Here is a 22,343-nt window from a genome sequence, read left to right as displayed (position 1 = left end):
GACTACCTGGTTGAGAGGGCACGGACCTGTGTATGCACCTCCGTTTGACAATCAAAGGGCGCGTAATCACTGGAGGATTTGATGTTTTCTTCACCTTCCCAAAGATCAAAGAGGGTAAAGCGGAGTTGGGACATATCGGCTTCGCGAATACACACATTCATAGGGTTGGTTTTGATATCCGGACTGAGGCGCTTGTCCCAAAAACCATCATAGATGATGTCCTGTGTTTTTCCTGTTCCATGGGCATTGTAAACAGCGATTAATTGGCCGAATTCCTTGGTTACGTCCGGGAGTTGTGCCGATCGTTTATACTCGTTACCGTGGATATAAATATCGGAGGTAAAGGGCGACCAATTGGGAGCATCGGTAGGAAAACCCGTGATTTGATAGTTCGAGATGGCAATACCTACCGTTTTATTGTAATGGATGCGGTTATTGAAGATCTCCACCCCTTTCGCCGCCATCAAAATCAGCCCCGAACCGGGAGGGATTTGGGTCACCGTGTTGCCATTGGGCTGCTCGTTTAACGCAGTCGCAAAATTCACGTGATTATTGGAAAGGATGTCATTGTCGTAGATTTTAGTCCCCCTGCCTTCTGCCTTCGGTAATCCGGGGAGGTTGAAAACCAGGATACCGCCGGTATTGTCCCTGGCTGTGTTGCCAAACACTTCGGCGTTGTCGGAATTTTCGATTTCGATCCCCGCCACGTTTCCAAAGGCCAGGGAATTTTTTACAACAATGTTTTCCGATTGGCCTACGTAGATTCCGGCGTCCTTCGAATGAGAGGCGATACAGGCATCGATCAGTACATTTTTGCATTGTACCGGGTAGATGGCATACGTTCCATTTTTGGACTTGTCGCCATTGGTCCAGGTGACATTCACTTTTCTAAACGTGATGCCATCGCAATGTTGGCTTTTGATCCCGTCTCCGGGCGCATCTTCCACACTGAGGCCCTCTATGGTTATGTTTTGCCCGACGAGCTTCACGCCTTCGCCCCCCGATGTCAATTCTTTGAAAGAGAGTACGGTCTCTGCCATGCCGGCTCCTTTTATCGTGACGTTTTTTTTGTTGTCAAGGATCAGTTGGGTCTTTACGTTGTAAAACCCGGCCGGAATTGCTATCGTATCCCCGTCCTCCGCAAAGATAAATGCCTCAATCAATCGGTCAATTTCTTCCGGGCTTGCCCGAGGAACCTTGCTCGAATCGAAAGACTGCTCGGAGCTGCTGCGTTGACAACTCAGCAAGATAGTGGCCGAAAGCACTAATCCCAAAAGAATACGCAAAACCTTGATTTTTTGCACGAGTGAAGATGGTTGGTTATCTCAAAAATAGGTTAAACGAATTAATCTATCGCTTGACAAATATCAAAAAATCACCGTTCCGACCGGATTCGGCTCAGCGTTTCTATATTAATCCCCAAAAAAGAAGCTATTTGTCCAATGGAGGCTTTGTGAATGATCTCAGGCTTTTCGTGCAATAATTCGGCATATCGTTCCCTGGCCGTTTTAAACTTGGAGAAAATCAAATGCTCTTCCAGTTTCACGTAATACGCCTCCAATACCGTTCGGTAAATGGTTGCCCATGTCGGCTCTCGTTCAAATAGCTCGTTGAGTTGTTCTTTACCAAATTCCAGCACAACGGAATCCTCCAAAGCCTCGATGTTTTCATAGGTGGGCTGTTGGGTGATAAAGCCAGACATGGAAGTGATAAATTCTCCGGCAAGGCTAAAACTAATGGTAACATCCTTTATTTCTCTGTGGTAGAAACTCCGTACCATTCCTTGTTCAATAAAAAACAGTTTGTCGCAAATATCCCCTTCTCTAAGTAGCAACTCGCCCTTAGTAAATCTCTTTACAACGGATATGTCCAAAAATGTACCGATGGAACGGCCTTTCAACCCGCTGAATTGGTTGAAGGTTTTCAACAGCAAATTGTGATCCGTTCGCATGATTTTTGGGGCTTCGTATTTTCGGGGGGCTTCCAGGAACAATTATCTCCGAATATATCGAAATTACCGGAATAATGGGGTACCCCCCTTCCCATTTGCACAAATTGTTGCATGAAACCTTAAACACCGTTCTCCGTAAAAAGAACGCTATCCCCCTTTCTGACCCCGTAATCAACTATATAGTTAGATTCGGAAAACCGGTGGGTCGTTTTAAAAGCGATAAAAACGCCGGCGATGTGGATCGGAATTGTACCGACTACCCTTGCTTCCTCCGAAAATTTTCCCCGGTGCCCGTATCCGTTACTTGTCTTCCCGTTCCTCCGAGCGAAAATAGGCAAACAGAAACACATAAAATAGACAAGAAACCAGGTGCCAAAGGGCGTGGCCCTGAAAGATGGCATCCGGACCGGAGAATTTACCGGCAATATCCAGCTCCCGAATCCTTGAACCCAGCGTTATGGCGACCACCGCTGCCACAAACCAGCGGAACTGCAGGTATCTACCCGGCTGAATCAGGCTAACGCCTGCAAAAAGCACTAAAATACCGGTGAGGTAACCGGATATTTCGGAAAAGGAATAGTCCCATTTGTAATACGAAAAATAAGCAGACCCGTAAACGACCATTACCGCAAGCACTGGCCAGCTGGGCATTGGTCGGCGGGTTTGGGGTACCCGCAACCTCGGCAGCCAACTTCCGATCGCAAACGCAGCCAGGCAAATCATCGTGGCATACATCCCCCCTACGTCACATTGCTGCCCGTACCGGGTCAGCGAGGCATGAAAGAAGCCGCTTCCCAGGCCGAGGTAAATGCCGGCAAGGCCAAAGAGAAACGTCTGTACAGGAGCAAAGGTCAGATACCCCCGCTGCAGGGGAAGTTTTCGTTTCCAGTCGTATATCGCCAGCGCAACCGCGTAGAAGCCAAAACAAATGTATACAAGGTTGGACCAGGTATTCATCCGTGTTCGGAAAATACTATCCGGATAGACGCGCTCTGCGTATTTTGGAGCGGTGAACTCGCTTGCCGGCACCCAGTCGGCCCATACCGGCACATCTTTGAATGCAGCAAAGGCAAGCACAGCCAGCAGGAAAACCAGACCAGTACCCCCCAGGCCAATCCCATGCACCCAAAGGGGAAGCCGATTGAGCTTCAATCGTTCAGCCATACCGACGTGTAAACGCTTTTCTACGGAAACCTGTTCCTGGGACATGGTTTATGTGCTTTGGGAATATTGACGGATACGACCATTTATGTTTACCAGAGTTGTACTGGAATGGTTGGGCTTATTGCAAAACAAGATCGGATAATTCAACAATTTTTCCAATGTAACGAAAATGAGTTTTACTCAATGCTATTTTTGATAGTTTATTGCGAGTAAAGTAAGCAACGGACGGATCGGTCTGGTAAAGTAAAGGTATCGTCCGATGGAATACGCTGTTTACGAACATTTTGGTCGTATCACTGACCGATTGATTCTAAGAATCGCCAAAATTAGCTGGAGACCCGCGGGATTCCTCGTCCGCATTTCCCATTTATTTCGTACCTTCATCCGAAAAAAAACACAAAACGATGAAAAAAAATATCCTTATTGGTGCCGGAGTCCTTGTATTGATTTTTATAATCTGGGTGGTGTACGGTTTGTTTTTTGCCACGCCGGCAAGTCCTCCGGCCACGGCTTCCTACAGTCAGGGCGGTCTGGAAATAAGCATCGACTACAGCCAGCCCTCCAAAAAAGGGCGGCTTATCTTTGGGGAAGAACCTGCCGGTGCCTTACAGCCCTACGGGAAATACTGGCGCCTTGGTGCCAATGCCGCCACGGAGATCACCTTTAATCAGGACGTAACCTTCGGCGGGAAACCAGTAGACGCTGGCACCTACCGCATGTATGCAGTGCCGGGAGCGGACGCATTTGAGGTGCGACTCAATAGTGAAACCGGCGTATTCTTTGGTGTAGCGGAACCGGATTATGCGTTGGATGTAGTGACCGTTCAGGCTCCGGTCCAGAAAATCGATTCCGTGGTGGAGACCTTTACCATCGACATCCGCTCCTCGGATAATGGAGCCATTGTAGTCTTTAGCTGGGATGATGTGCTGTTTACTGTACCGGTAACCCTCCAATAATAAATTTACGCCACCGCTGCTCTCCCCCTCCTGAAACCAGGAGGAGCCGGGGGGAGGTTCAGTCATTCCCGTTCATCCCAAATTATCCCCTGAAAACTGCTCGTATTAAATACAAAAGTACTTTCGGGATGATTCTGATCGACTGATAGATTTGAAAATTCGTAGGGAATATCGGTTTGCCTCCGGTCTAACGTGACGATCTTTTCCGGAAAATGAGTAGATGCATTGATCCAAATATTGATTCGATGAAGACCCAGGTCGGTATTGCCGGAAGAAAGGGAAACCTTTTCTTAAATCGTACCAGCAAGAGGTTCATTTCCCAGGTATTCGGGCTTCCAATTTGAATCAAAGATCATGGAAAATGGAAGCGATGGTCCGCCATCCTCCTCGGGATCATATGCTAAAATTTGTAATTCTTCAAAAGAAGGAGATTCGCAGCATTTGATCGAGAGAAGCAGCGAATCCCTGCTGTCTTAAGGTAGCTGGCGTTGATTGGTTGACGGCCGTTCGGGAAATCTGCCTTTCCATAACCCAAAGGAACGATTCAGTAACCAGAAGAAATCGTAAAAGCGGCCTACACCTACGATTCGCACATCCTTCTGAGTACCTATTCCTTGGCGATTTGTTCGGGGTCCAATTCCACAATCACTTCATTTCGGCGATTGATCGCTTCAAAGGGAGCATTGTATCCCAAAAAATAAAATTTATTCGTGTGTTCAACCCCTTCAGCGGCTAAAGCTACCAGTAACTTCTCCTTGTACTCCGCAATTCGTTCGTCCGATGCCCAACCGCCAAATCGAATTGCCGCAACCGTTTTGGCAGGTTCCTCACTAAATTTGATCTCGGATCGGTCTGGCTGCGGAAGGGTCTCTTGGGTATACTCCTTGGGAACCATAAACATCATCGTCATCGAGTCTTCCAGCGACATGGCAACGGGCGTGGTCATGGCAATCTTTTGCTTTTGTTCATTTCCTCCAAAAATGTATCCAGCCAGGATGGAAAACCCGCGGTTGGAAGCGGCTTTGTAGCTATCGGAAGAGAGTTTGACAGAAGTAAACAGTCTTGCCTCATAGGAGCGAAGTTCGAAATCCGTGTAGGTTTTGAGAACTTTGTAGGGGTAGGTTTCCGTATTTTTTTGTTGCGTCATGGCATAAAGCTGTATCGCGATACCGATAAATAAGATGATTCCGAGTAAGACAACGATTGTTTTCATAGTAAGGTATTGGCTGCTGATCCGGTTTTCCTAACGCTTCACCGCTTGTATACCTAAGTACTTTAGTACCGAATTTGTTTGCACGGTGGCTGATCAACCACTCTTTTTCTCCTTTGTACCGGTTAAACACTGTCTCCCCCGCTATTTGTTCCCCAAAGACAAGCTCGCCTAAATGGCATTTAAGACGCACATCTCCCAGGAAATAAGTATCTTGTGGTTTAAAAAAAGTCAGCCATGAAACCCAACAACAGTAGCTTTGAAGGCATTCTATACGCAAACCTTTGCTTATTTTTTCTTTTTTTCTGCTCTGTTTCTGCCCTAAACGCACAAGACGGGGTCATTTCCGGTGAGTTTGTGGTCGAACCTCCTACCCTCCTAAACCTGGGATTCGAATGGAAAATTTCCGGTGACGAAAACCGCAATGCAAAAGTAGCGGTCAGCTACCGCAAGGAAGGCAGTTCGCAATGGCTGAAAGGCATGCCCCTACTTCGGATCGGAGGCGAGAAGATTTTCCGCGAAGCAGAACAGTTAGCATATATCGTGCCTCACCAGTTTGCAGGTAGCATTCTTGACCTCGAACCCGGAATCACCTATGCCTGTCGTTTTGAACTTTCAGATCCGGATGGTGTGTCAGGAACTACCCTTAAGGAAATAAGCGTCACGACGCGAACGGTTCCAAAAGCCTACGAACAAGGACGAACGCTGCATGTGTATCCTCCTGGATTTAACGGAGAAAAGATACAACCCGCCTTCGAGGGGCTTAAACAGGCGTATTATGGATCCGGGCTGGGAGACTGGTCGGTGGTAAGCGAGAGAACGGTACAGCCTGGAGACATTATTCTGGTGCATGCCGGCACCTACAAAGCCGATTTATTGGACTATGTGGACCCCCACGGGATTCCATTTGACGGGACGTATGTTTTGAATGTCAAAGCCACGGAAGAAAAGCCCATTGTCATTCGTGGCGCAGGCGATGGCGCAGCGATTTTTGATGGCAACGGCGCCCACCGGTTATTTGATGTGATGGGTACCCAACATCATATTTTTGAGAATCTTACTTTCCGGAACACGGACATCGTGTTTGCAGCCGGCACGAAAGGAGTAGTCGGAGCGAGCAACCTAACGATCCGCAATTGCCGGATGGAAGACGTGGGCTTGGGACTGATCTCGGAATTCGCGGGATCCAGGGATTTCTACGTCGCCGATAACGTGATTTTGGGAAGGGATCCGCGCAATCATCTGGTAGGCTGGGCCAATCCGGCCCCCTATCCCCCGAGTCCGTTGAAGAGTTATATGGGAATTAAAGTTTACGGTTCAGGCCACGTTATTTGTCACAATGCCGTCGCTTTTTTTCACGACGGTATCAATGTTTCCACCTACGGAACGCCAGAGGAATCACAGGATTTAAAGGCTGTCTCCATCGATATATACAATAACGACCTGCACCTGATGGTCGATGACTTCATCGAAGCAGACGGGGGCGTACATAATATCCGGATCATGCGAAATCGCGGGGTTAATTCGGGACAATGTGCATTGAGTGCCCAGCCGGTTTTTGGCGGCCCAGCCTATTTTATTCGGAATGTTGTCTACCACATACCCAACGGATTTGCATTTAAATTCATGGCCAAACCTGCCGGGCTGATCGTTTACCACAACACCATCATTGCAGAAAATCGGAATACCCAGACTTTTTCAAACGCCCATTTTCGGAACAACCTGTTTATGGGTACCGACGTTCCCGGCAGGCCGGTAAATGCCTTTCCCTTTGCGACGGCTTATTCGACTTCCGATTACAACGGGTACCGGCCCAACCCCAATACCGAAAACCATTTTCTTTACCTGGGACCAGGGAAGGATAAGGCTTACGATTACGAGTTAAGCAATGAGGACCTACACCGCTTTTCCTCGCTGGAAGCCTTACATGGCGCCAGCGGTTTGGAGGCCAATGGCGTACTGGTAGGCTACGAGGTTTTCAACGAAATGACTGCTCCCGACCCCGAAAACCCCCACGGTATTTACCATGCCGAAGACTTGAATTTCACCCTGCATCCATCCGGAAAAGCTGTGGATAAAGGCACCGTGATTCCCAACATTAACGATCAGTACTCGGGAAAGGCTCCCGATTTGGGGGCCCTGGAAGCTGGTGATCCGCCTCCCATCTATGGCCCGAGGAGCTTGAAGGACCGAAATTGGTACCGATAATCGGTGTATTTTGGGCATCGAGAAACAGAGGAGGTATCCGTAAAACTACCGCATCGTTGCCGGTTTACCTGTTCTTTTCGGGATTGCACGAGGCTCGGTCCACTCACGCTTTTACTAGGCGGTGCAAAGCGAGCAGAAACGCACCATGCTTTTGGTTTCGGGGTAATCAGTTATCGGTCAGGTATTCCGCCAGGGCCTTTACAATCGGTTTTGGTAGGTAGTCCCGGTCAAATAGCAGAGGATAATCTGTTCTACCCCTAACGGGCCAGTTGTTTTTCCAGGAGTGCCTGTCGGTAATACCCCAGGTGGTGACGCGACTAATGTTATCGGCATGTTTCAGAAACAACTGGAAAAAGTCCAGATACCGTTGGGTAAAGGCGGCTGACACCTCTTCCGGCAAACCTTGGGTATAGGGATTCAACGTTTCCTGATAAGCCTTTGTGTCAGAAATTTCCGCACTCGATCGATTCCCGGGCGAAGGCAGCACCGTCAGGTCCAGTTCCGTAATCATCACAGTTACTCCCAGATCGGAAAAGGCGACAATGCTTTTTTCAAATTCATCCAGGGAGGGGTAGTTCATGCCTACATGCCCCTGCATGCCAATGCCGTCTATTCGCAATCCTTTTTCTTGTAAGGTTCGTACCATTTTCACTACTCCTGCCCTTTTGCCCGCATTCGCCATGGAATAATCGTTGTAATACAAGGCCGCCTGTGGGTCCGCTTCATGGGCAAATTGAAAAGCCAGGTGGATAAATTCCTCGCCCAGGATCTGATAAAATTTACTTTCACGGTAGGAGCCGTCGTCCAGGATCGCCTCATTGACCACATCCCAGCCATGGATTCTGCCTTTATACCTCCCCACCACGGTCTTTATATGGGTTTCCATGCGCTGTTTCAACTGCTCCGCAGAAACTTCATTTCCCTGTTTGTCGGTAAAAAACCAATCCGGTGCCTGGGAGTGCCAGATCAGTGTATGGCCAACGATGTGCATGTCGTTCTTCTCTCCAAATGCGACAAATGCGTCGGCGAGGTCAAAGGCAAACTCCCCTTCCCGGGGCTGGATGCGTTCACTTTTCATCACATTCTCCGGAGTGATGGAATTAAAGTGGCGCTGTAATAAATCGATTGCCGGCCCATCTTCTCCGGTAATTTGCCGCCGATTCATGGCTGCACCCACATAAAATGTATCGGCAAATAGTTCTTTTAGCTGCAGGTCGGCACCTGCTAAAGAAGACCCATCGGGTTCGGTTTGCGCCTGGCTCCCAAACATGGTAAAAAAAATAACTACAAGTAATGCTGCTTTCATCAATTCGGTAGTTTAGTAGAAAATGGCATCGAAAAATGCCTTCATTTTTGCCGCATAGGGTACCCCATACCGTGTAAACGTCTCCCTGGTCTGAGCATCCGGCTTCCAATCGAAAAACGCATGCCCTGCTCCCGGCACCTCCAGGTAGCTAACCTCCTGCCCTTTTGCCTGCAACTCCGTCACGTATTGCTGAACCATCCGCTCAGTGATAAGGGAGTCGTTTGCTCCCCGAACAATGAAATGGGGTAGTTTTCGTTTTTCGGCCTTGGGTACGTGCCGGATCGGAGACACAGCATCCCAGTAGGCGGCATCCGTTTGGCGTAGGAAGTTCTTGAAATCCGCCGCATCGGATGGGCCATAGCTGGGTGCAACCGCTTTTATTGCTGCCGTAAGTTCCTGTTTCACCTGCTCCAGCGATTTGCCATGCGGTACGTACACGGGCTTGAATTCGTAGATTCCCTCTTTTTCGCCGAAGCCAGCCGTACCAATGGATGGGCTGAATACGGCCGCGGCTTCTGAAAGATGTCCGCCGGCACTGTCACCCGTTAGGGCAATTCTGCCTGGATCCGCGCCGTATGCTGCTGCATGCGTTTGTATGTGGGCAATGGCCCCAAATACGTCCTCGATCAATTGGTGCATGGAATTGGGTGTTTCGTCCCCATCCAATGTATTGATCCAGCGGTAGTCGATGCTAAAAACCACGTAGTTGCCCCCTTTGGTCAGTTCCCGTGCCAAACCGCGCATGATGTCTTCGTTATTGGAAGACCAACCCCCGCCGTGGACGATAATTATAGCTGGGAGCTCTCGGGCACCAATGGGGGAATACACATCGTATTTCAGCGGCTTTTTTCCCGGTCTTGCATAGATAACGTCCTGTGTTACCAGAAGATGCGCGACCAGGGACGTTTCGATAAAGGTTGCTCCCAGCAATAGGTCATCGTCTACGGAAATGGTCACCTTGGGGATAAAATACTCCGTACTTGTCGTTCCCCACATACCGCCCTTTAGGGTGCAATAAATCGCATCCAGCCTGTACCCGGCTTCTGGATAGGCGGCGATGGTCAGTTCGGTACCGGCCGATACCCTGCCATCTGTGGGAAGTTGCGGGTAGAGGGTATAGCTGCCCTTTTCCGACGGAACCAGCGTTACCTGAAAGGTTTGATTTCCTTCCTTACCAATCGTATCGGGATCGAGTTTTGTCATAGATTGTAAAAATAGCCCCGGTATAAACGGGGGAATAACCTAATAAACTAATCGGTTCGGGTAGTTCATTCGGAATCTTTCCCTACGTGATACTGGAATTAGTTTCGTCGCCCTTCGCCACTGAAATGGAGACATTCACCGGGTTGGACGATCACCGTTCGTCTACAGTAAATGGATCTTTTCGCAAGAATGCCTATATTTATTCCTGTTTCATCAACTTGACCGAATATGTCAGAAAATGTATGGATCGCATTTATTGGCTTTTCCGGAGCGATTATCGGTTCGTTGGCCACGCTAGCCGGCACCTGGCTCTCCCATTACCTACAGCAGCAGGCAGCGGCAGAGAAGGAGCGCGCTCGCAAAGACCTGCTGCTGGCACTTCTAAACGATGATGCACACGATTGGCGGGAGTTGGAGACGCTTCAACACGTGATTGGTGCCGATGAGGCAACCACCAAGCGTTTGCTTATCGATATCGGTGCGCGGGCCTCCGAAAACGGCAAACCTATCTGGGCGCTGATCAGCAAACAACCCCTTCCCCGGAAACGCTGAGCCGATTAGTTCCCGGCCTTGATGTAGGCCCAGCCTTGCTCCTGTTTGAGGATGATTTCTGCCAACGCAGAAGGTACCGTAATTACCCCGGAAATCAAGTCCTCCTTGGACGCTTTAGCTCGACGCATGGTATTTTCGCAGGCAGCAAATACCACCCCGCGTCCAAGCAAATCGGTCACACCCGCCGCTACCTGACTTTCCGCATGCAGCACCAGCGGCAGGGCGGTTCCATGGCAAATAACTTCGATTTCTGCATTGGGCAGCGCACGGAGGATATTGTTTAGTTGGCCGATAACCTGCTGTTGATCGGAATTTTCTCCTTTGGTCACCTGAAAGATAACCCGGTGTTTTTCCTGGTCCACAACCTGAGCGGACAAGAGTACTGGACTTGCCAAGAACAGTACGAATGCTACAAAGCGAAGGATTGGTTTCATAGAATGATGATTTTTTTGACGCCTGCAAATTGGCAGACTGGGAATCGCGTAAGGCTTGTCGGTGTCATTCCAGGTGTCCAGCGTCATGCGAGATTCCGTGATGTTGACCTAATTTGCCCGAATATACGGTTATTTTTTAATTATTATGCGTTCAATTCCCGCTCCTTTTTCGGCGTGGATGCCTGCACCAGGTCGTCGAATATCAGGTACAAACAGGGTACGATCACCAAAATGATAGCCGTAGCGAAAATAATTCCAAAGCCCAGGGAGATGGCCATGGGGATCAGTTGCATGGCCTGACTGGAAGTCTCCAAAATAATCGGGGTCAGGCCACCGAAAGTGGTCAGGGTGGTCAGGACGATGGGGCGGAAACGGCGTACCCCGGCCTCATGGATCGCCTCGTATGCCGAAGTCGCCTTGTCCCGGTTCTTATTGGCATAGTCGATCATGATCAACGAGTCGTTGACCACTACACCAGACAGTGCAATGACCCCCATCAGGCTGACCAACGACAGGTCGTATCCCAGGAGTATGTGCCCGATGACCGCGCCTACAATACCGAAAGGAATGGCAAGCATGATCACAATGGGCTGGGTATAGCTGCCCAATGCAACAGCCAGTAAACAGAAAATAAGCAGCATGGCAATAATAAATCCAGACCACAAGGCATCCGTTGATTCCCGCATCTCAGCCTGACTACCTTCGTAAGTCCAGGAGACACCCGGAAAGTCGGCACGCAATTGGGGCAACACGCGCTCGTTGAGCGCCTTTAGCACACGGGTTTGAGCAGCGGGTGGTTCCACGTCCATTCCTACATTTACTACGCGCTTGCCATCCCGGCGATTGATATTGGTAAAGGTCTCCCCTTCCTTGATGCGTACCACATCCAGTAGCGGCACGGCAATGCCATTGGGCGCCTGAATGATAAAATCTTCCAGGTAGTCCATGTCTTTTCGTTCTTCCAATGGCAGTTTTACCCGTACTTCAAATTCGTTGATCCCTCGCAGCTGCCGCATGGCCAATGCCCCGAAAAAGGCATCCCGGATTTGTTGGCCCACGATGTTTGGCGTAAGCCCTAGATTGCGCCCTTCCGGAAGCAATTCAAAGCCCAGTTGCAGCTTTCCCTTATTATAGTTGTCGCTGACATCCCGGGTCTCGGAAAAGTCCTGCACCCGTTGCAAAAACTCTGCACTGGCCCGCTCCAGTACGTTGATATCGGGATGGCTTAAATCCACGCTGATATCCTGCCTGGCTCCTCCCGGACCCCGCTCGGCCTCAAAGTTGATTTGGTCCACGCCTTTGATATCCCCAATATTGTCCCGCCAGAGTTCGATCAGTTCTTTCGGGCCCATCTCCCGTTCGTCTGGTGGTTTCATGACGATTTCCACATCAATAAAATCCTTTCCCCGGACATTCGTTTTTACCCCATAGGCCACCTCGTACAGGTTGTGCGTTTCAAACATCTTTCGGGTATTGGTGGTGATTTCCTCCGCAATTTTCGCCGCCTGATCGTTGGTGGTGCCCACCGGAAGGCGAACGGCGGCTTCAATCTCATCGGCAGCTACTTCCGGCATCAATACCATGCCCATGTGGTCGCTGTAGCCAAAACCGCCGACCAGGATCAGCAAGGAGATAGCCGCCGAAAAGGTCAGGTAACGGTTCCGTAGACAAAGGTTGAGAAATGGTTTGTAGGTACGGTTGACGAAGCGATTAAAACCAGCAGCAATGGTACCCTGCCAGGTCTCCAGCGTTAAAATCCAGCGGTGTTTTCTTGTTTTGGGTGCCTGGGTCACGTGGGAAGGAAGTATAAACAACGCTTCGAAGAGGGATACAAAAAGCACGACGATGACCACGACGGGGAGTGGCCACCAGTATTTCCCGGTTTCACCCGGAATAAACAGCAGCGGAACAAATGCAATGACCGTAGTCAGGATGCTAATAATCACCGGTTTGGAGACATCCCTGGCTCCGAGTATGGCAGCATCCATGTAGGAATAGCCCTTTTGGCGGTATTCGTAGATGTTCTCACCTACCACAATGGCGTCATCCACGACGATTCCCAGCACGATCAGAAAACCAAACATGGAAATCATGTTGATGCTGATTCCTACTGCGGGAAAGAACAACATGGCCCCAACAAAGGAGATGGTCATCCCCATCATTACCCAGAACGCAAGCCGATATTCCAAAAACAACCCCAGAATAACCAGAACGATCAAAATAGCCATCAGGCCGTTTTCTGTAAGCAGGGACAGGCGTTCGCGGAAATCTTCCGCCCGGTTGCTTTCGATCCGAACCTGAACTCCCGGTGGCAGACTGGATTCAAATTCTTCGAGGATGGTCTTGACCGTGGCCTCGATTTGCAGCGGGGATTGGTTTCCGATGCGAAACACCTCCAGGTCCACGGTATTTTGTTGCTCAAATTGCCCGTGAAATCCTACCTCCTCGAAGCCATCCCGGATACTGGCGATGTCTCCCAGGGTAACGGTAGACCCGGATTCGGAGGAGATAATGTCGATTTTGGCAAATTCTTCTGCTACCAGTTTTCGCTCCTCCATGCGGAGCAAAATTTCTCCGGAAAGGGTCTCGATGGAACCAGCCGGAATATCCCGGCTGGAATTTTCGATCAGGTCGGCTACCTGCCCCAATGTAAGGTTGTATTTGAGCAGGGTGTTTCGGGGAATCTCCACATGGGTGACAAAGTCGGGGACATTGCCGATCTCTACCTGCGTGATTTGATCGTTGCTGAGCAAACGTGTGCGCAGCCTTTCTGCCAGAATCCGCAGGGTCCACACGTCTACATCTCCGTAAATCCCTACCTGCATGACGTCCATTTGTTGGTTTTGCAGGATGATCTGGGGACGCTCGATGTCATCGGGAAACGTTTGGACCCGACTTACTGCCTGGTTGATATCCTGCAAGGCCTTCATCCGGTCCGTTCCCGGAATCAGCCAAATTTCCACCGTACCAGAGCCTTCGTTAGCAGTAGAAATGATCTCTTTGATGCCCTGTACTTCCCTCACCTTTTCTTCCACCGGAAGTACAATGCCTTGTTCCACCTCCTCTGGCGCCGCTCCCGGATAGACCACCGAGACTTCCACGATATCCAATTGAAATTGGGGAAAAACCTCCTTTTGGATGGAATACATCGTATAGATGCCACCGGCCAAAAAGATGATCATCAGCAAGTTGGTGATGATGGGCCGCCTGGCCATAAAGGCAATGGGGCCTTTTTCGGTTTCAAGGTTTTCGTGTTCCTTCATGCGTTTGCTTGTTAATCTTCGTCCAGACGAAGCGGTGATCCATTCACCACGGTGGCCAAATCGGTCGCCACCACCCGGGCATTTGCTTCCAGACCGCTGTCGATGTAGGCAAACTCCTGATCCTCAAAACGGATGTTTACGTTCTTAATAGCGAGTTCCCCTTTCTGCATCACCCAAACGGTATTGCCTGGACGGATGTATTGCCGTTCCAGGCGGGTTACATTCTTCAGTTGCCGTGCCTGTATCTGTACTTCTACAAAAGTCCCGATGATCAGGGGCGGTTTGCTTGGATCCGGTGTTCGCCGCATCAGGGGATCGTTCACCCGGATGATCACCCTCGCCAGCCGGGTTTGGCCGTCCAGCGAGCCTACGAGGCGAGATACCCGGCCTTCTCTGTATTGCCCTATCTCCCAGGCAGCGGGATGCACGATTTTTACGGGGGCTCCACTTCCGGCTGCATTTTCGTCAATATCCAGCCAGTTGACTTTGGAAAGGGGTACGTTGGCCATCACCCAGTATTCATCGATTCCTACCAGTCTTCCCAGATCTGATCCGGGAGCGATTTGCGAGCCCAGGTTGACGTTTCGGGAAAGAATGTGCGCGTCGAATGGAGCCCGGATACTGGCGCGTTCCAAATCCAACGATGCCTGGTTGACCGCAGCTTCGGCCGCCGCCACATTTGCCCTGGCCGCCTCCAGCTGGGGTTTGCGCAATACCAGGTTTCGGTTCTCCGGAGAGAGTTCGTCGCCAATTAACTCGTAATCCTTTTGGGCAACGTCCTGCCGACCCAGCTCCACCTCGTAATCCGATTGGGCAAGCGCCAAATCGCTTTTCCGAAGCATGAGTGTATTCTTAAAATCGGCAGGATTAATCTGAACCAGCAGCTCTCCCTTTTTCACATAAGCCCCGGGAACAAACCGGGAAGCAATTTGGGTGATCTCCCCTCCTACCTGATTGCTGAGCGAAATATCCGTCGCCGGTTGGACAATTCCCGTGGCCACCACGGTAGGCGTAAAATCTCCCTGTTCGGCCTCGACCACATCGACCAACATGGCGGTGGTTTTGGAGGCACCCTCCATTTCTGCTTCAGGGGCGGTCCAGAAAAAGATCATGGCCGCCAGTATGCTGCCGGCAAGTAGTCCCAGGCTAATCCATACGGTTTTCTTTTTCGTCATTTTGAGGGGATTGGGTTGTCATTTCGAGTAATTTCTCCACCGTTTTCCGCGGGCGTTTCAAATCCGCCAGCCAGCGCCCGGTATAGCGCCAACCGAAACAGTAGCTGATCCAGCCGAGCACCTACCAAATCCCGCTTCAGCTGCTGCATTTGGTCCAGACTGACCAGTACGTCCAGGTAAGCAATGGAGCCGTTTAGGTATTCCACACGCAATTGTCCAAACGCACGCTCAGCTAGATTCAATTGGTTTTCCAGGTACCCGATCCGCTTTTTTTGCAGGCTTTCCCGCACCAGCGCGTCTTCTACTTCTTGAAGGGCTTGCAAGACCGTCTGACCGTAGACCTGAACTTGCTGCTCCCGGAATGCTTCCGCCCGGTCCTTTTCGGCGTTCAAGCGCCCTCCATAGAAAAGCGGCATCAGCAAACTGCTTGTCAAAGATGCAGCCTGGGATTCCACCAGATTTGTAAGCGTATTGGAGCGAAGGGCTCCCGTCAGATTGAATGTCAGTCGCGGATAGGTGTTGCTAATTGCCACCGCCACTTCCCGGTCAGCAGCCACCATGCGGTAAAAACTGCTTTGTACGTCCGGTCGGCGATTGATCAACTCCATGGGTAACCCCGCATCCGGTAAAGGACTCAAATCGGGAAGCGTTCCTGTCTGCTCCCCGGAAAGAGTTCCCGGTGCGGTTCCCAGTAGAACAGCCAATCGATTGCGGAGCGTTCTAACCTCCATTTCAATGGCGGTCGCTTCTTCTTCGGTATTTTGTATCAATTGTTGCTGTCGAAGAATGTCCACCCCCCGCACCTGACCGCTGGCGAATCGCGCCCGAATCAGGGCCAAAACCTGCTCGTTGTATTCGGTTTGCTCTCGGATAAGGGCCAGTTGTTGCTGAAAGGCCTGCAAGGAAAACCAGGTCAAGGCTACTTCTCCCGCCACGCTAATAGCCAGCGTCTGATAGTCCAAAAAACTGGCTTTCAGGCGATCTTCCGCAGCCAACTTGCTTTGTTTTACCCTTCCCCAAAGGTCTACCTCGTAACTGCTACGAAGAGATAACTGGGTATTTTCACCACCCACGAAATCCGGAACAGGTCTACTGGCGCCACCTTGCAGTTCCAAGAACACCTGCGGTACCCGTTCCGAAGCAATAATGGCCACATCGCTTGCATTTTGGGCTACCTGAAACCAGGAACTCTTCAGGTCAAGGTTTTGCCTGAGTGCGCTGTCAATCAACAAATTCAACTCCGCGTCGCCAAAATTGACCCACCACTCCGCCTGCATTTCGGATTCTCCTGTGGGTAAGGAAAAGTCTTCTGGAACGGTCACCGGAATATCAGCGGTGGTTACTCGATTTCCGCATCCAGTCGCAACAGCGATTAGAACTACCGGCCAGACAAGGTGGCTAGCCAACATCCGAAAATGCCGGACCAAAGGAACATAGTGGGTATAAAAGCTATTGGGCAAAATAGAGTTGGTTTTTATCGAAGTTACACATGATATCCCGGTAATCCCTAACCGCTCATCCACTTTCGGCAGGGGTATTGGCCGTAATGACGCCAAAACTGCACGGCACGTTCCCACCACAGATAGGTACTCACCGGGGCAAATCGAAATGTAGCGGAACAATTTGAAGGAAATCTGAATAACGGAAGTACTCCGTGAAATGCAACTTCCGAAAATAGAGGTAATGGATTGAATACCAAGGGATACGACAATCGGTAAATCGGTTGGGTTCCGCGGTATTCTTTTGTTCGCCACAGTAGTTTCAACAGACTTTTCTTAAAACCACCTTCATGAAGCGATTCCCGGTGCCAGGGCTAGCCTGTAAATCTTCCATTCAGATCATGGTATTGGCTTTATAACGCTTTCTTCGGAGCAGCGGTGCTGGTTTATCGGATGGGTTCTTTTAGCTTCGCCAAAAGTTCTTCGTAGTCAAATTGCAGATCTTCGTGCAAATTGGCAAGCAGCTTTTCAATTTTCCCGACCTGAAGGGCATACAGGTTGTCGATGACCGGATAGCGGTAATCCAGGTATCCCAATTCCTCGATTTTCTGGCAAAAGAAAGCAATCAGTTCAATTTTTGCGATGGGGTCTTTGGTCAGTTTTAGGTTTTTGTTGAGGATGCGCCGCACGCTTTGAGCGGATTTTTTGGCAGCATAATAGTTCCGGGTGTTTGCGGAGAAAAAGGCGGTTTCCAGGTCTTCTTTTACCGTAGCCACAAAAAGGGTGGCATCCTCGCTATCAAACAGCTTGAAATAGAGAAAGGTCTTATTGTCCCGGCTGAGTTTGCTTAGCTGCAGTATCAATTCAACCAGTTCCTTCGGTTCCTTTTGTTGAAGCTCTTTCTTTAAACTGCTTAAACTGGGTAATTGCATGGTATGGTTTCGCTAATTTGGTGAACATAGCTTAGCTCGTAAAAGTACATTCTTTTCCAAAAATACGAAGCCACATGCTTATTTATTATTGGGACAGTCAAGTAACAAGCAGGCCCGCATACCCCCTTACCGTCGGTAGGTCAAAGCACCTCACTTTATGATTACATTATAGTTATAAATAGTTGAAATATAATTATTTAAGTATTTTTATACGCATTTTACTTTAAATAAGTATGCTAGTCGCAATCCGTACAACAAATATCCGGTACTTTGGTTAATCGTGAGCTTCGCAAGATACGGTGGTGCCCCAGTTCCTCGTTTACCGGGCTGTTCGTTTGTACGGGAGCAGCTGAACCGGACGCATTCGCTGCGTAGCGCTGTTGGTAGCTTTGGGTAAAGGACTCCTGTTGACTGGAATTCATGAAATTCGCTGTTGATTGGGCCACCAGTGCATCCTCCAATCCGGAAACATGGTCAAAAACGTTGGTAATCCGGGGCAATACTTCCACGACTACCACGCTCAAGGAGGCCGTCACTGGCAACCCGTACAATCGAAGCAATTGGTGTACTTCGGCATTCGTCCAAATGGTGGTGCCGTATTTGGTGGCATGTTTATTCCTGGAAGTCAGCGCTTTTAGTTTTAAGAACTTGCCTGCATTTCCCGTCACTCCCTGCCCTTTGACGGTTTTCCAGGTGATCTGTTGTAGCAATTGCATTTCTTGCTTGCTGTAGTTTTCCAGGAGACTTTCTGGCAGCTCGTTCGTTACCTGTACCCGCCAATCCAACGGACGGTCATCCAATAAAATGTTTCGGTAATCCCGATTATCTACCCGCTTCACCTGCGCATACAATAGCGCCCAAAGCTCGGTGCGGGGCGGGTCTGCGGTTACATTTTTACCTTTGTGAACAGCCACCGCATAGGGTGCCGTTACCCAGATTTTGTCTTTGTCCCGGTTTGGCATGCAGGATAAAATGGGGGCCGGATGCTGAATCCCCTGCATTTTCAAACGCCGACCAAACCGACCCTGTGCGGTGGTCCATACCTTTTCCGGTGGATCTGCATCCGTGGCTCCCGTCCGCTCAAAATGCCCGACTCGAAACTCATAGGTAAAAAAGCCAAACATCTCATCGCTATTGGCGTGCATACCGGGAGGCAGCGGTAGGATGTAATGAACATCGCTGTCTTTGCTTTTCAGCATGGGCTGCATGGCATTCAAGCCGGCAAGGTCGTTGGAGGAATCCGGCGAGACGATGCGGATCGGTTCCGGGTCCAGGGGCAAACGGGGCTCCTCGGGAGCTTGTAGTAAGGAAGGATGATTGTTGCTAAGCAACTGGTCCGGAGCTTGCGCCAATACCCGCGCAAAATAGCAATCCTGGGGATCTTCGATGGGCTTGTCAAATTCAATCCACAAAAAGCGCTTTCGGGATTCGCTATTTTCGTATTTCTCATCCCGTACGTAGGGGGAAAGCGCATAGCCTGCCGAAACAATTTTGGGTACCTGTGCGGGCGGGCTCGTAATCGGCAGGATCATTTCCACCGGTTCCAGGGGATCGTTTACCGTGCCATGGTCTGGTTTGAACCGCGGCTCCAGTTGGTAGCTCAGGCTGATGGTATCCGGAAAAGCGCCGGGTTCATCGCGTTTGGGTTCCACTGCATCAAAAAATACCAGTCGTGTACTGGTACGCTGCGGGCCATCCAGGGACTCGAAGGAAGCCGTACGTATCAGTTTGAGCGTTCCGACAAGTGCATCGACCTCCCCCTCTTCGGTATCGTGGGTAAATTTCTTGGACCGTCGCAGCTGGAATGCCTCGGTTTCCAGGGCATCCCACATCCAGTCCCGGTCCAGTTCGTAATTCATGCAAACCAACCAATGGTTGAATAAATCGCCCTTTGACGCAAAGGTGATGGAAGAGCCGTCCGGTGCCAGGCTATGGCGGATACGGCTACTGCAACCAAAAACCACTCGCTTTCCTTTGGGGGCATACAGGGTCAGGCCGTTGCTCTGCAGTTGCAAACGGTCTGCCAGGTGCTGAATATTACTGGTCCGTTCGTCGCGCGATTTTCCGAGCAACAGACTGTTCCAGGTTCCATCAAATACGGTACGCGCATCCGATCGCATGTAGATGCCCTGCAACGCGGGAATACCGGCGGTTTGCACCAGCAATCCGGTCTCGTCCTGAGAGGGTTGGTACAACAGTACGGTAAAAGAGGCGCCATACCGCACGTCCATTTCGGGGTTGGCCTCATCCAAAACACCGTAGTAGGCCTCCGTCTGTGCTTCAGTTTCTTTGTCCTCACAAACTGCCCGAATGGTCAGCCGGGCCGTTCTGGAGGTGGGCAGTACCAATTCGGTGAGTTCGTCGATATCTGCCGTCAGTCCCAGGTCCTGTACCAGGTTTTGGGTGGATCCGGTGCCGAGTACCTTATCGGTTCCCTGTATATCCCGGTATACAATGGGAATGGGTAGGCTGGCCTCGTACTGCGTTTCGTCGTTCCCAATGGCAGGAAAATAGCGGTAGGTGGTGTACAGGTGCACGTAATCGTCCTTGCCCGAGACACTGTCTAATTTATCAAGTTTAAGGCTGGCGATCTCCACGACAATTTCCACCCGGTCCACGTCCGGATCGGCAATACCCAGCCCCACCCGGTGCTCGGCATCTGCCGCCGCGGTACTCAGTCCCAAATTGGACTGCGCGGATAATCGCCCTATCGGGTCGTCATATTTGCCGGTATAGACCACGGCGGGATAGCTTAGTTTGGGACGTCGGATGGTCAGTATTTCCAGGTCGTTGGGCCCGTCTATCCCCGTGACCGGATGCACCTCTCCTGGGGCCGCCTGTGGGTTGGACTCAATTTCCAAAATTCGGGGTTGGATTGGGGCTATATACCTTTTGAATCGGCAAAATCCTATATCCGAGGGGGTTTCGTTGATGGGTTGCCGCTCTATGGCCGGGCTACCCCCACTGATATCCTGTAAGCGCACCCGGAATTCGTAAGCTTCGCCGTACCGCAACTGCGCCGTCAGGTTTCCCGCCTGGTAGATTTCATTGAGCCGGTTTTGCGCAGCTCCGGATACTCCGGTTCCAGTGGTCACTGGATTACCGGCTTTGTCGGTTGCCGGCTGCCCGTCCGGATCGGCGTCCACATTGGGGTGGGTCGTCTGGTAAACCGTGGCGGCGTCGGCATCGGGTAGCACCATGCTGTGTCCGGTCCAGTTTGCAAAATACATGGGCAGCCAATAGGGCTGCGGCTGCCCCAGCACCTGCTCGGTTCCATCAAGCTGCATGGGGTAAACCTGGTAGGGCAATTCTCCGGAAAAATCACCCAGCACAATGGCATCATTGGGGGTATCCGGATCCCGGCTGAGGGCAAAGGCATTTCGGTTGCTCACCTGATTCAGCGATTCCCAGGGACCCGGCGTCCCTCCTTCCCCGGCTTGTTGGCGAACGTCGATGACGAACCCATGTACCCCGATGGGCGCGTCCAGCCGTTTAACCGGACCGCTTACGCTGGGGTCTTCGGAAAGTTGGCGAAGGTACCAGTTGAGCAACTGCAAATCGTCCCAGCCCAGTTGAATGCCCGCATCCGTGAGGGGGTATGAACCATCCGGTTCTTCGATCAGGGGATCGCGGTGTGGCGCCTGGTGGCAATGCACGGTTTTGGCAAAGCCGTCGTCGTAAATGGCCGTTTCTATAAACAAATTGTCGTAGTTGCCATCGTGAATGGAAAGCACCGGGTACAGCTGCGGTGCAAAAACCTGGCGTGGCTCACCGGGCCGCAAGATAGGAATGCGGGCCGCATACCGTTTGATAAAAGCGTCCTCTGCGGCAAACTGAGGGCTAAAGCTGCTTCCTTCGGCCAGGTCCAGGTACAGGAAGCCCCCGTCCGGAAACGTATCGGCGGCAATAGGCAGGCTGAAGGAATAGATAAAGCCGGCCGCCCTCGCAAGCAGGGGCTGACGCAGGATATGCGCGAATACCTTTCCCCAGCTGACGGAGGGACCGCTTTGCTGAAATCCCGGATGGAATTTGGCACCCTTCACGGCACAGTGGTAGGTATCGTCGGTAAAGGCATTTTTGTTGTTGATGGCCTTCAATCCGGTTGCTTTTAGAAACGTCTTGGGTAGGTGCTTGTAGACAGATACGTTCCTGGGCCGGGGAGCCTGAAATTGCCGGGACTGGGGTATGGCTGCCAGGCTGGCATTGGTATTAACCATGTTTTGGTCCGCTATCTGAAGGTGATTGGCCATGGCTTCGAAAATCTCCCTGGGGTTTGCCGGAGATTGGGTGCTTACCGGAATGGCATCGGTAAGGGCTTGGGGCTGCGGCAGTGGGTTGGCCCCAAATCCTTGTATCACCTGAGCTCCAAAGGAGAAATTCGCATCCGCAAACGCGACCGTGGCATCGGGAATTGCCGGCTGCTGCCCGGTGATGATCGGGCTGAGCGGGTTATGGTCCCGGGGGAGCACCACGATGTTTACCTGCAATTCGTTTCCGTCAAAATACTGCGGAAAGGTCATGATGGAGAGTCGTTGATTCGGATTCATGGT

At 50.8% G+C, this 22,343-nt stretch carries 15 protein-coding genes; 3 read left to right on the top strand and 12 right to left on the bottom strand.

What is annotated here, in order from left to right:
* Positions 1–2: 2 nt before the first annotated feature.
* The 3 genes from BMW71_RS03580 to BMW71_RS03570 form a co-directional block, all read right to left on the bottom strand.
* Positions 3–1,304, bottom strand: coding sequence for a parallel beta-helix domain-containing protein (locus BMW71_RS03580; protein WP_092169533.1), 1,302 nt, complete (start codon positions 1,302–1,304; stop codon positions 3–5).
* A gap of 71 nt (positions 1,305–1,375) precedes the next feature.
* Positions 1,376–1,951 carry a Crp/Fnr family transcriptional regulator gene (locus BMW71_RS03575; protein ID WP_143057543.1) on the bottom strand — a complete coding sequence of 192 codons (576 nt, stop codon included), beginning with the start codon at positions 1,949–1,951 and terminating at the stop codon, positions 1,376–1,378.
* A gap of 300 nt (positions 1,952–2,251) precedes the next feature.
* Positions 2,252–3,160, bottom strand: a complete 909-nt coding sequence (locus BMW71_RS03570; RefSeq protein ID WP_092169528.1) for a ceramidase domain-containing protein — start codon at positions 3,158–3,160, stop codon at positions 2,252–2,254.
* Positions 3,161–3,519: 359 nt separating this feature from the next.
* Between BMW71_RS03570 and BMW71_RS03565 the strand changes: the two genes are divergently transcribed.
* A complete protein-coding gene (locus BMW71_RS03565; RefSeq protein ID WP_092169527.1) occupies positions 3,520–4,071 on the top strand; it encodes a DUF2911 domain-containing protein in 552 nt (183 codons plus the stop codon).
* Positions 4,072–4,678: 607 nt separating this feature from the next.
* Here the strand turns inward: BMW71_RS03565 and BMW71_RS03560 are convergent.
* Positions 4,679–5,284: an SOUL family heme-binding protein gene (locus BMW71_RS03560; protein WP_092169524.1), complete on the bottom strand. Its 606-nt coding sequence runs from the start codon at positions 5,282–5,284 to the stop codon at positions 4,679–4,681.
* A gap of 234 nt (positions 5,285–5,518) precedes the next feature.
* Here BMW71_RS03560 and BMW71_RS03555 point away from each other — a divergent pair, with 234 nt between their 5' ends.
* Positions 5,519–7,489 carry a right-handed parallel beta-helix repeat-containing protein gene (locus BMW71_RS03555; RefSeq protein ID WP_092169522.1) on the top strand — a complete coding sequence of 657 codons (1,971 nt, stop codon included), beginning with the start codon at positions 5,519–5,521 and terminating at the stop codon, positions 7,487–7,489.
* 166 nt (positions 7,490–7,655) lie between these two features.
* Here BMW71_RS03555 and BMW71_RS03550 read toward each other — a convergent pair whose 3' ends face one another.
* Together BMW71_RS03550 and BMW71_RS03545 are read right to left on the bottom strand one after the other, a co-directional pair.
* Positions 7,656–8,795 (bottom strand): endo-1,4-beta-xylanase, encoded by a 1,140-nt coding sequence (locus tag BMW71_RS03550; RefSeq protein ID WP_092169519.1) that lies wholly within the window; start codon positions 8,793–8,795, stop codon positions 7,656–7,658.
* 12 nt (positions 8,796–8,807) lie between these two features.
* Positions 8,808–9,998, bottom strand: a complete 1,191-nt coding sequence (locus tag BMW71_RS03545) for an alpha/beta hydrolase (RefSeq protein ID WP_092169517.1) — start codon at positions 9,996–9,998, stop codon at positions 8,808–8,810.
* A 228-nt stretch (positions 9,999–10,226) separates the two neighbouring features.
* Between BMW71_RS03545 and BMW71_RS03540 the strand changes: the two genes are divergently transcribed.
* Positions 10,227–10,550: a hypothetical protein gene (locus BMW71_RS03540; RefSeq protein WP_092169514.1), complete on the top strand. Its 324-nt coding sequence runs from the start codon at positions 10,227–10,229 to the stop codon at positions 10,548–10,550.
* A gap of 5 nt (positions 10,551–10,555) precedes the next feature.
* On the opposite strand, the gene BMW71_RS03535 is transcribed toward BMW71_RS03540, so the two are convergent.
* The 6 genes from BMW71_RS03535 to BMW71_RS03510 all read right to left on the bottom strand — a co-directional run bounded on the left by BMW71_RS03535 (position 10,556) and on the right by BMW71_RS03510 (position 22,340).
* Positions 10,556–10,984 carry a DsrE family protein gene (locus tag BMW71_RS03535; RefSeq protein WP_177179564.1) on the bottom strand — a complete coding sequence of 143 codons (429 nt, stop codon included), beginning with the start codon at positions 10,982–10,984 and terminating at the stop codon, positions 10,556–10,558.
* Positions 10,985–11,127: 143 nt separating this feature from the next.
* Positions 11,128–14,247, bottom strand: a complete 3,120-nt coding sequence (locus BMW71_RS03530; protein WP_092169509.1) for an efflux RND transporter permease subunit — start codon at positions 14,245–14,247, stop codon at positions 11,128–11,130.
* An 11-nt stretch (positions 14,248–14,258) separates the two neighbouring features.
* On the bottom strand, positions 14,259–15,422 hold the full coding sequence (locus BMW71_RS03525; protein ID WP_092169506.1) for an efflux RND transporter periplasmic adaptor subunit: 1,164 nt from the start codon (positions 15,420–15,422) through the stop codon (positions 14,259–14,261).
* The gene (locus tag BMW71_RS03520) at positions 15,419–16,882 is read right to left on the bottom strand and encodes an efflux transporter outer membrane subunit (protein ID WP_143057542.1); all 1,464 of its coding nucleotides are present in this window, start codon (positions 16,880–16,882) and stop codon (positions 15,419–15,421) included. Before BMW71_RS03520 ends, BMW71_RS03525 begins: the two co-directional genes overlap by 4 nt.
* A gap of 425 nt (positions 16,883–17,307) precedes the next feature.
* On the bottom strand, positions 17,308–17,793 hold the full coding sequence (locus tag BMW71_RS03515) for a hypothetical protein (protein ID WP_092169501.1): 486 nt from the start codon (positions 17,791–17,793) through the stop codon (positions 17,308–17,310).
* Positions 17,794–18,029: 236 nt separating this feature from the next.
* On the bottom strand, positions 18,030–22,340 hold the full coding sequence (locus tag BMW71_RS03510; protein ID WP_143057541.1) for a hypothetical protein: 4,311 nt from the start codon (positions 22,338–22,340) through the stop codon (positions 18,030–18,032).
* Positions 22,341–22,343: the final 3 nt, after the last annotated feature.

The organism is Cyclobacterium xiamenense, from assembly GCF_900109255.1.
In the GTDB taxonomy this organism is placed as follows: Bacteria; Bacteroidota; Bacteroidia; order Cytophagales; family Cyclobacteriaceae; genus Cyclobacterium; species Cyclobacterium xiamenense.
This window is presented reverse-complemented; position numbering and strand designations above follow the sequence as displayed.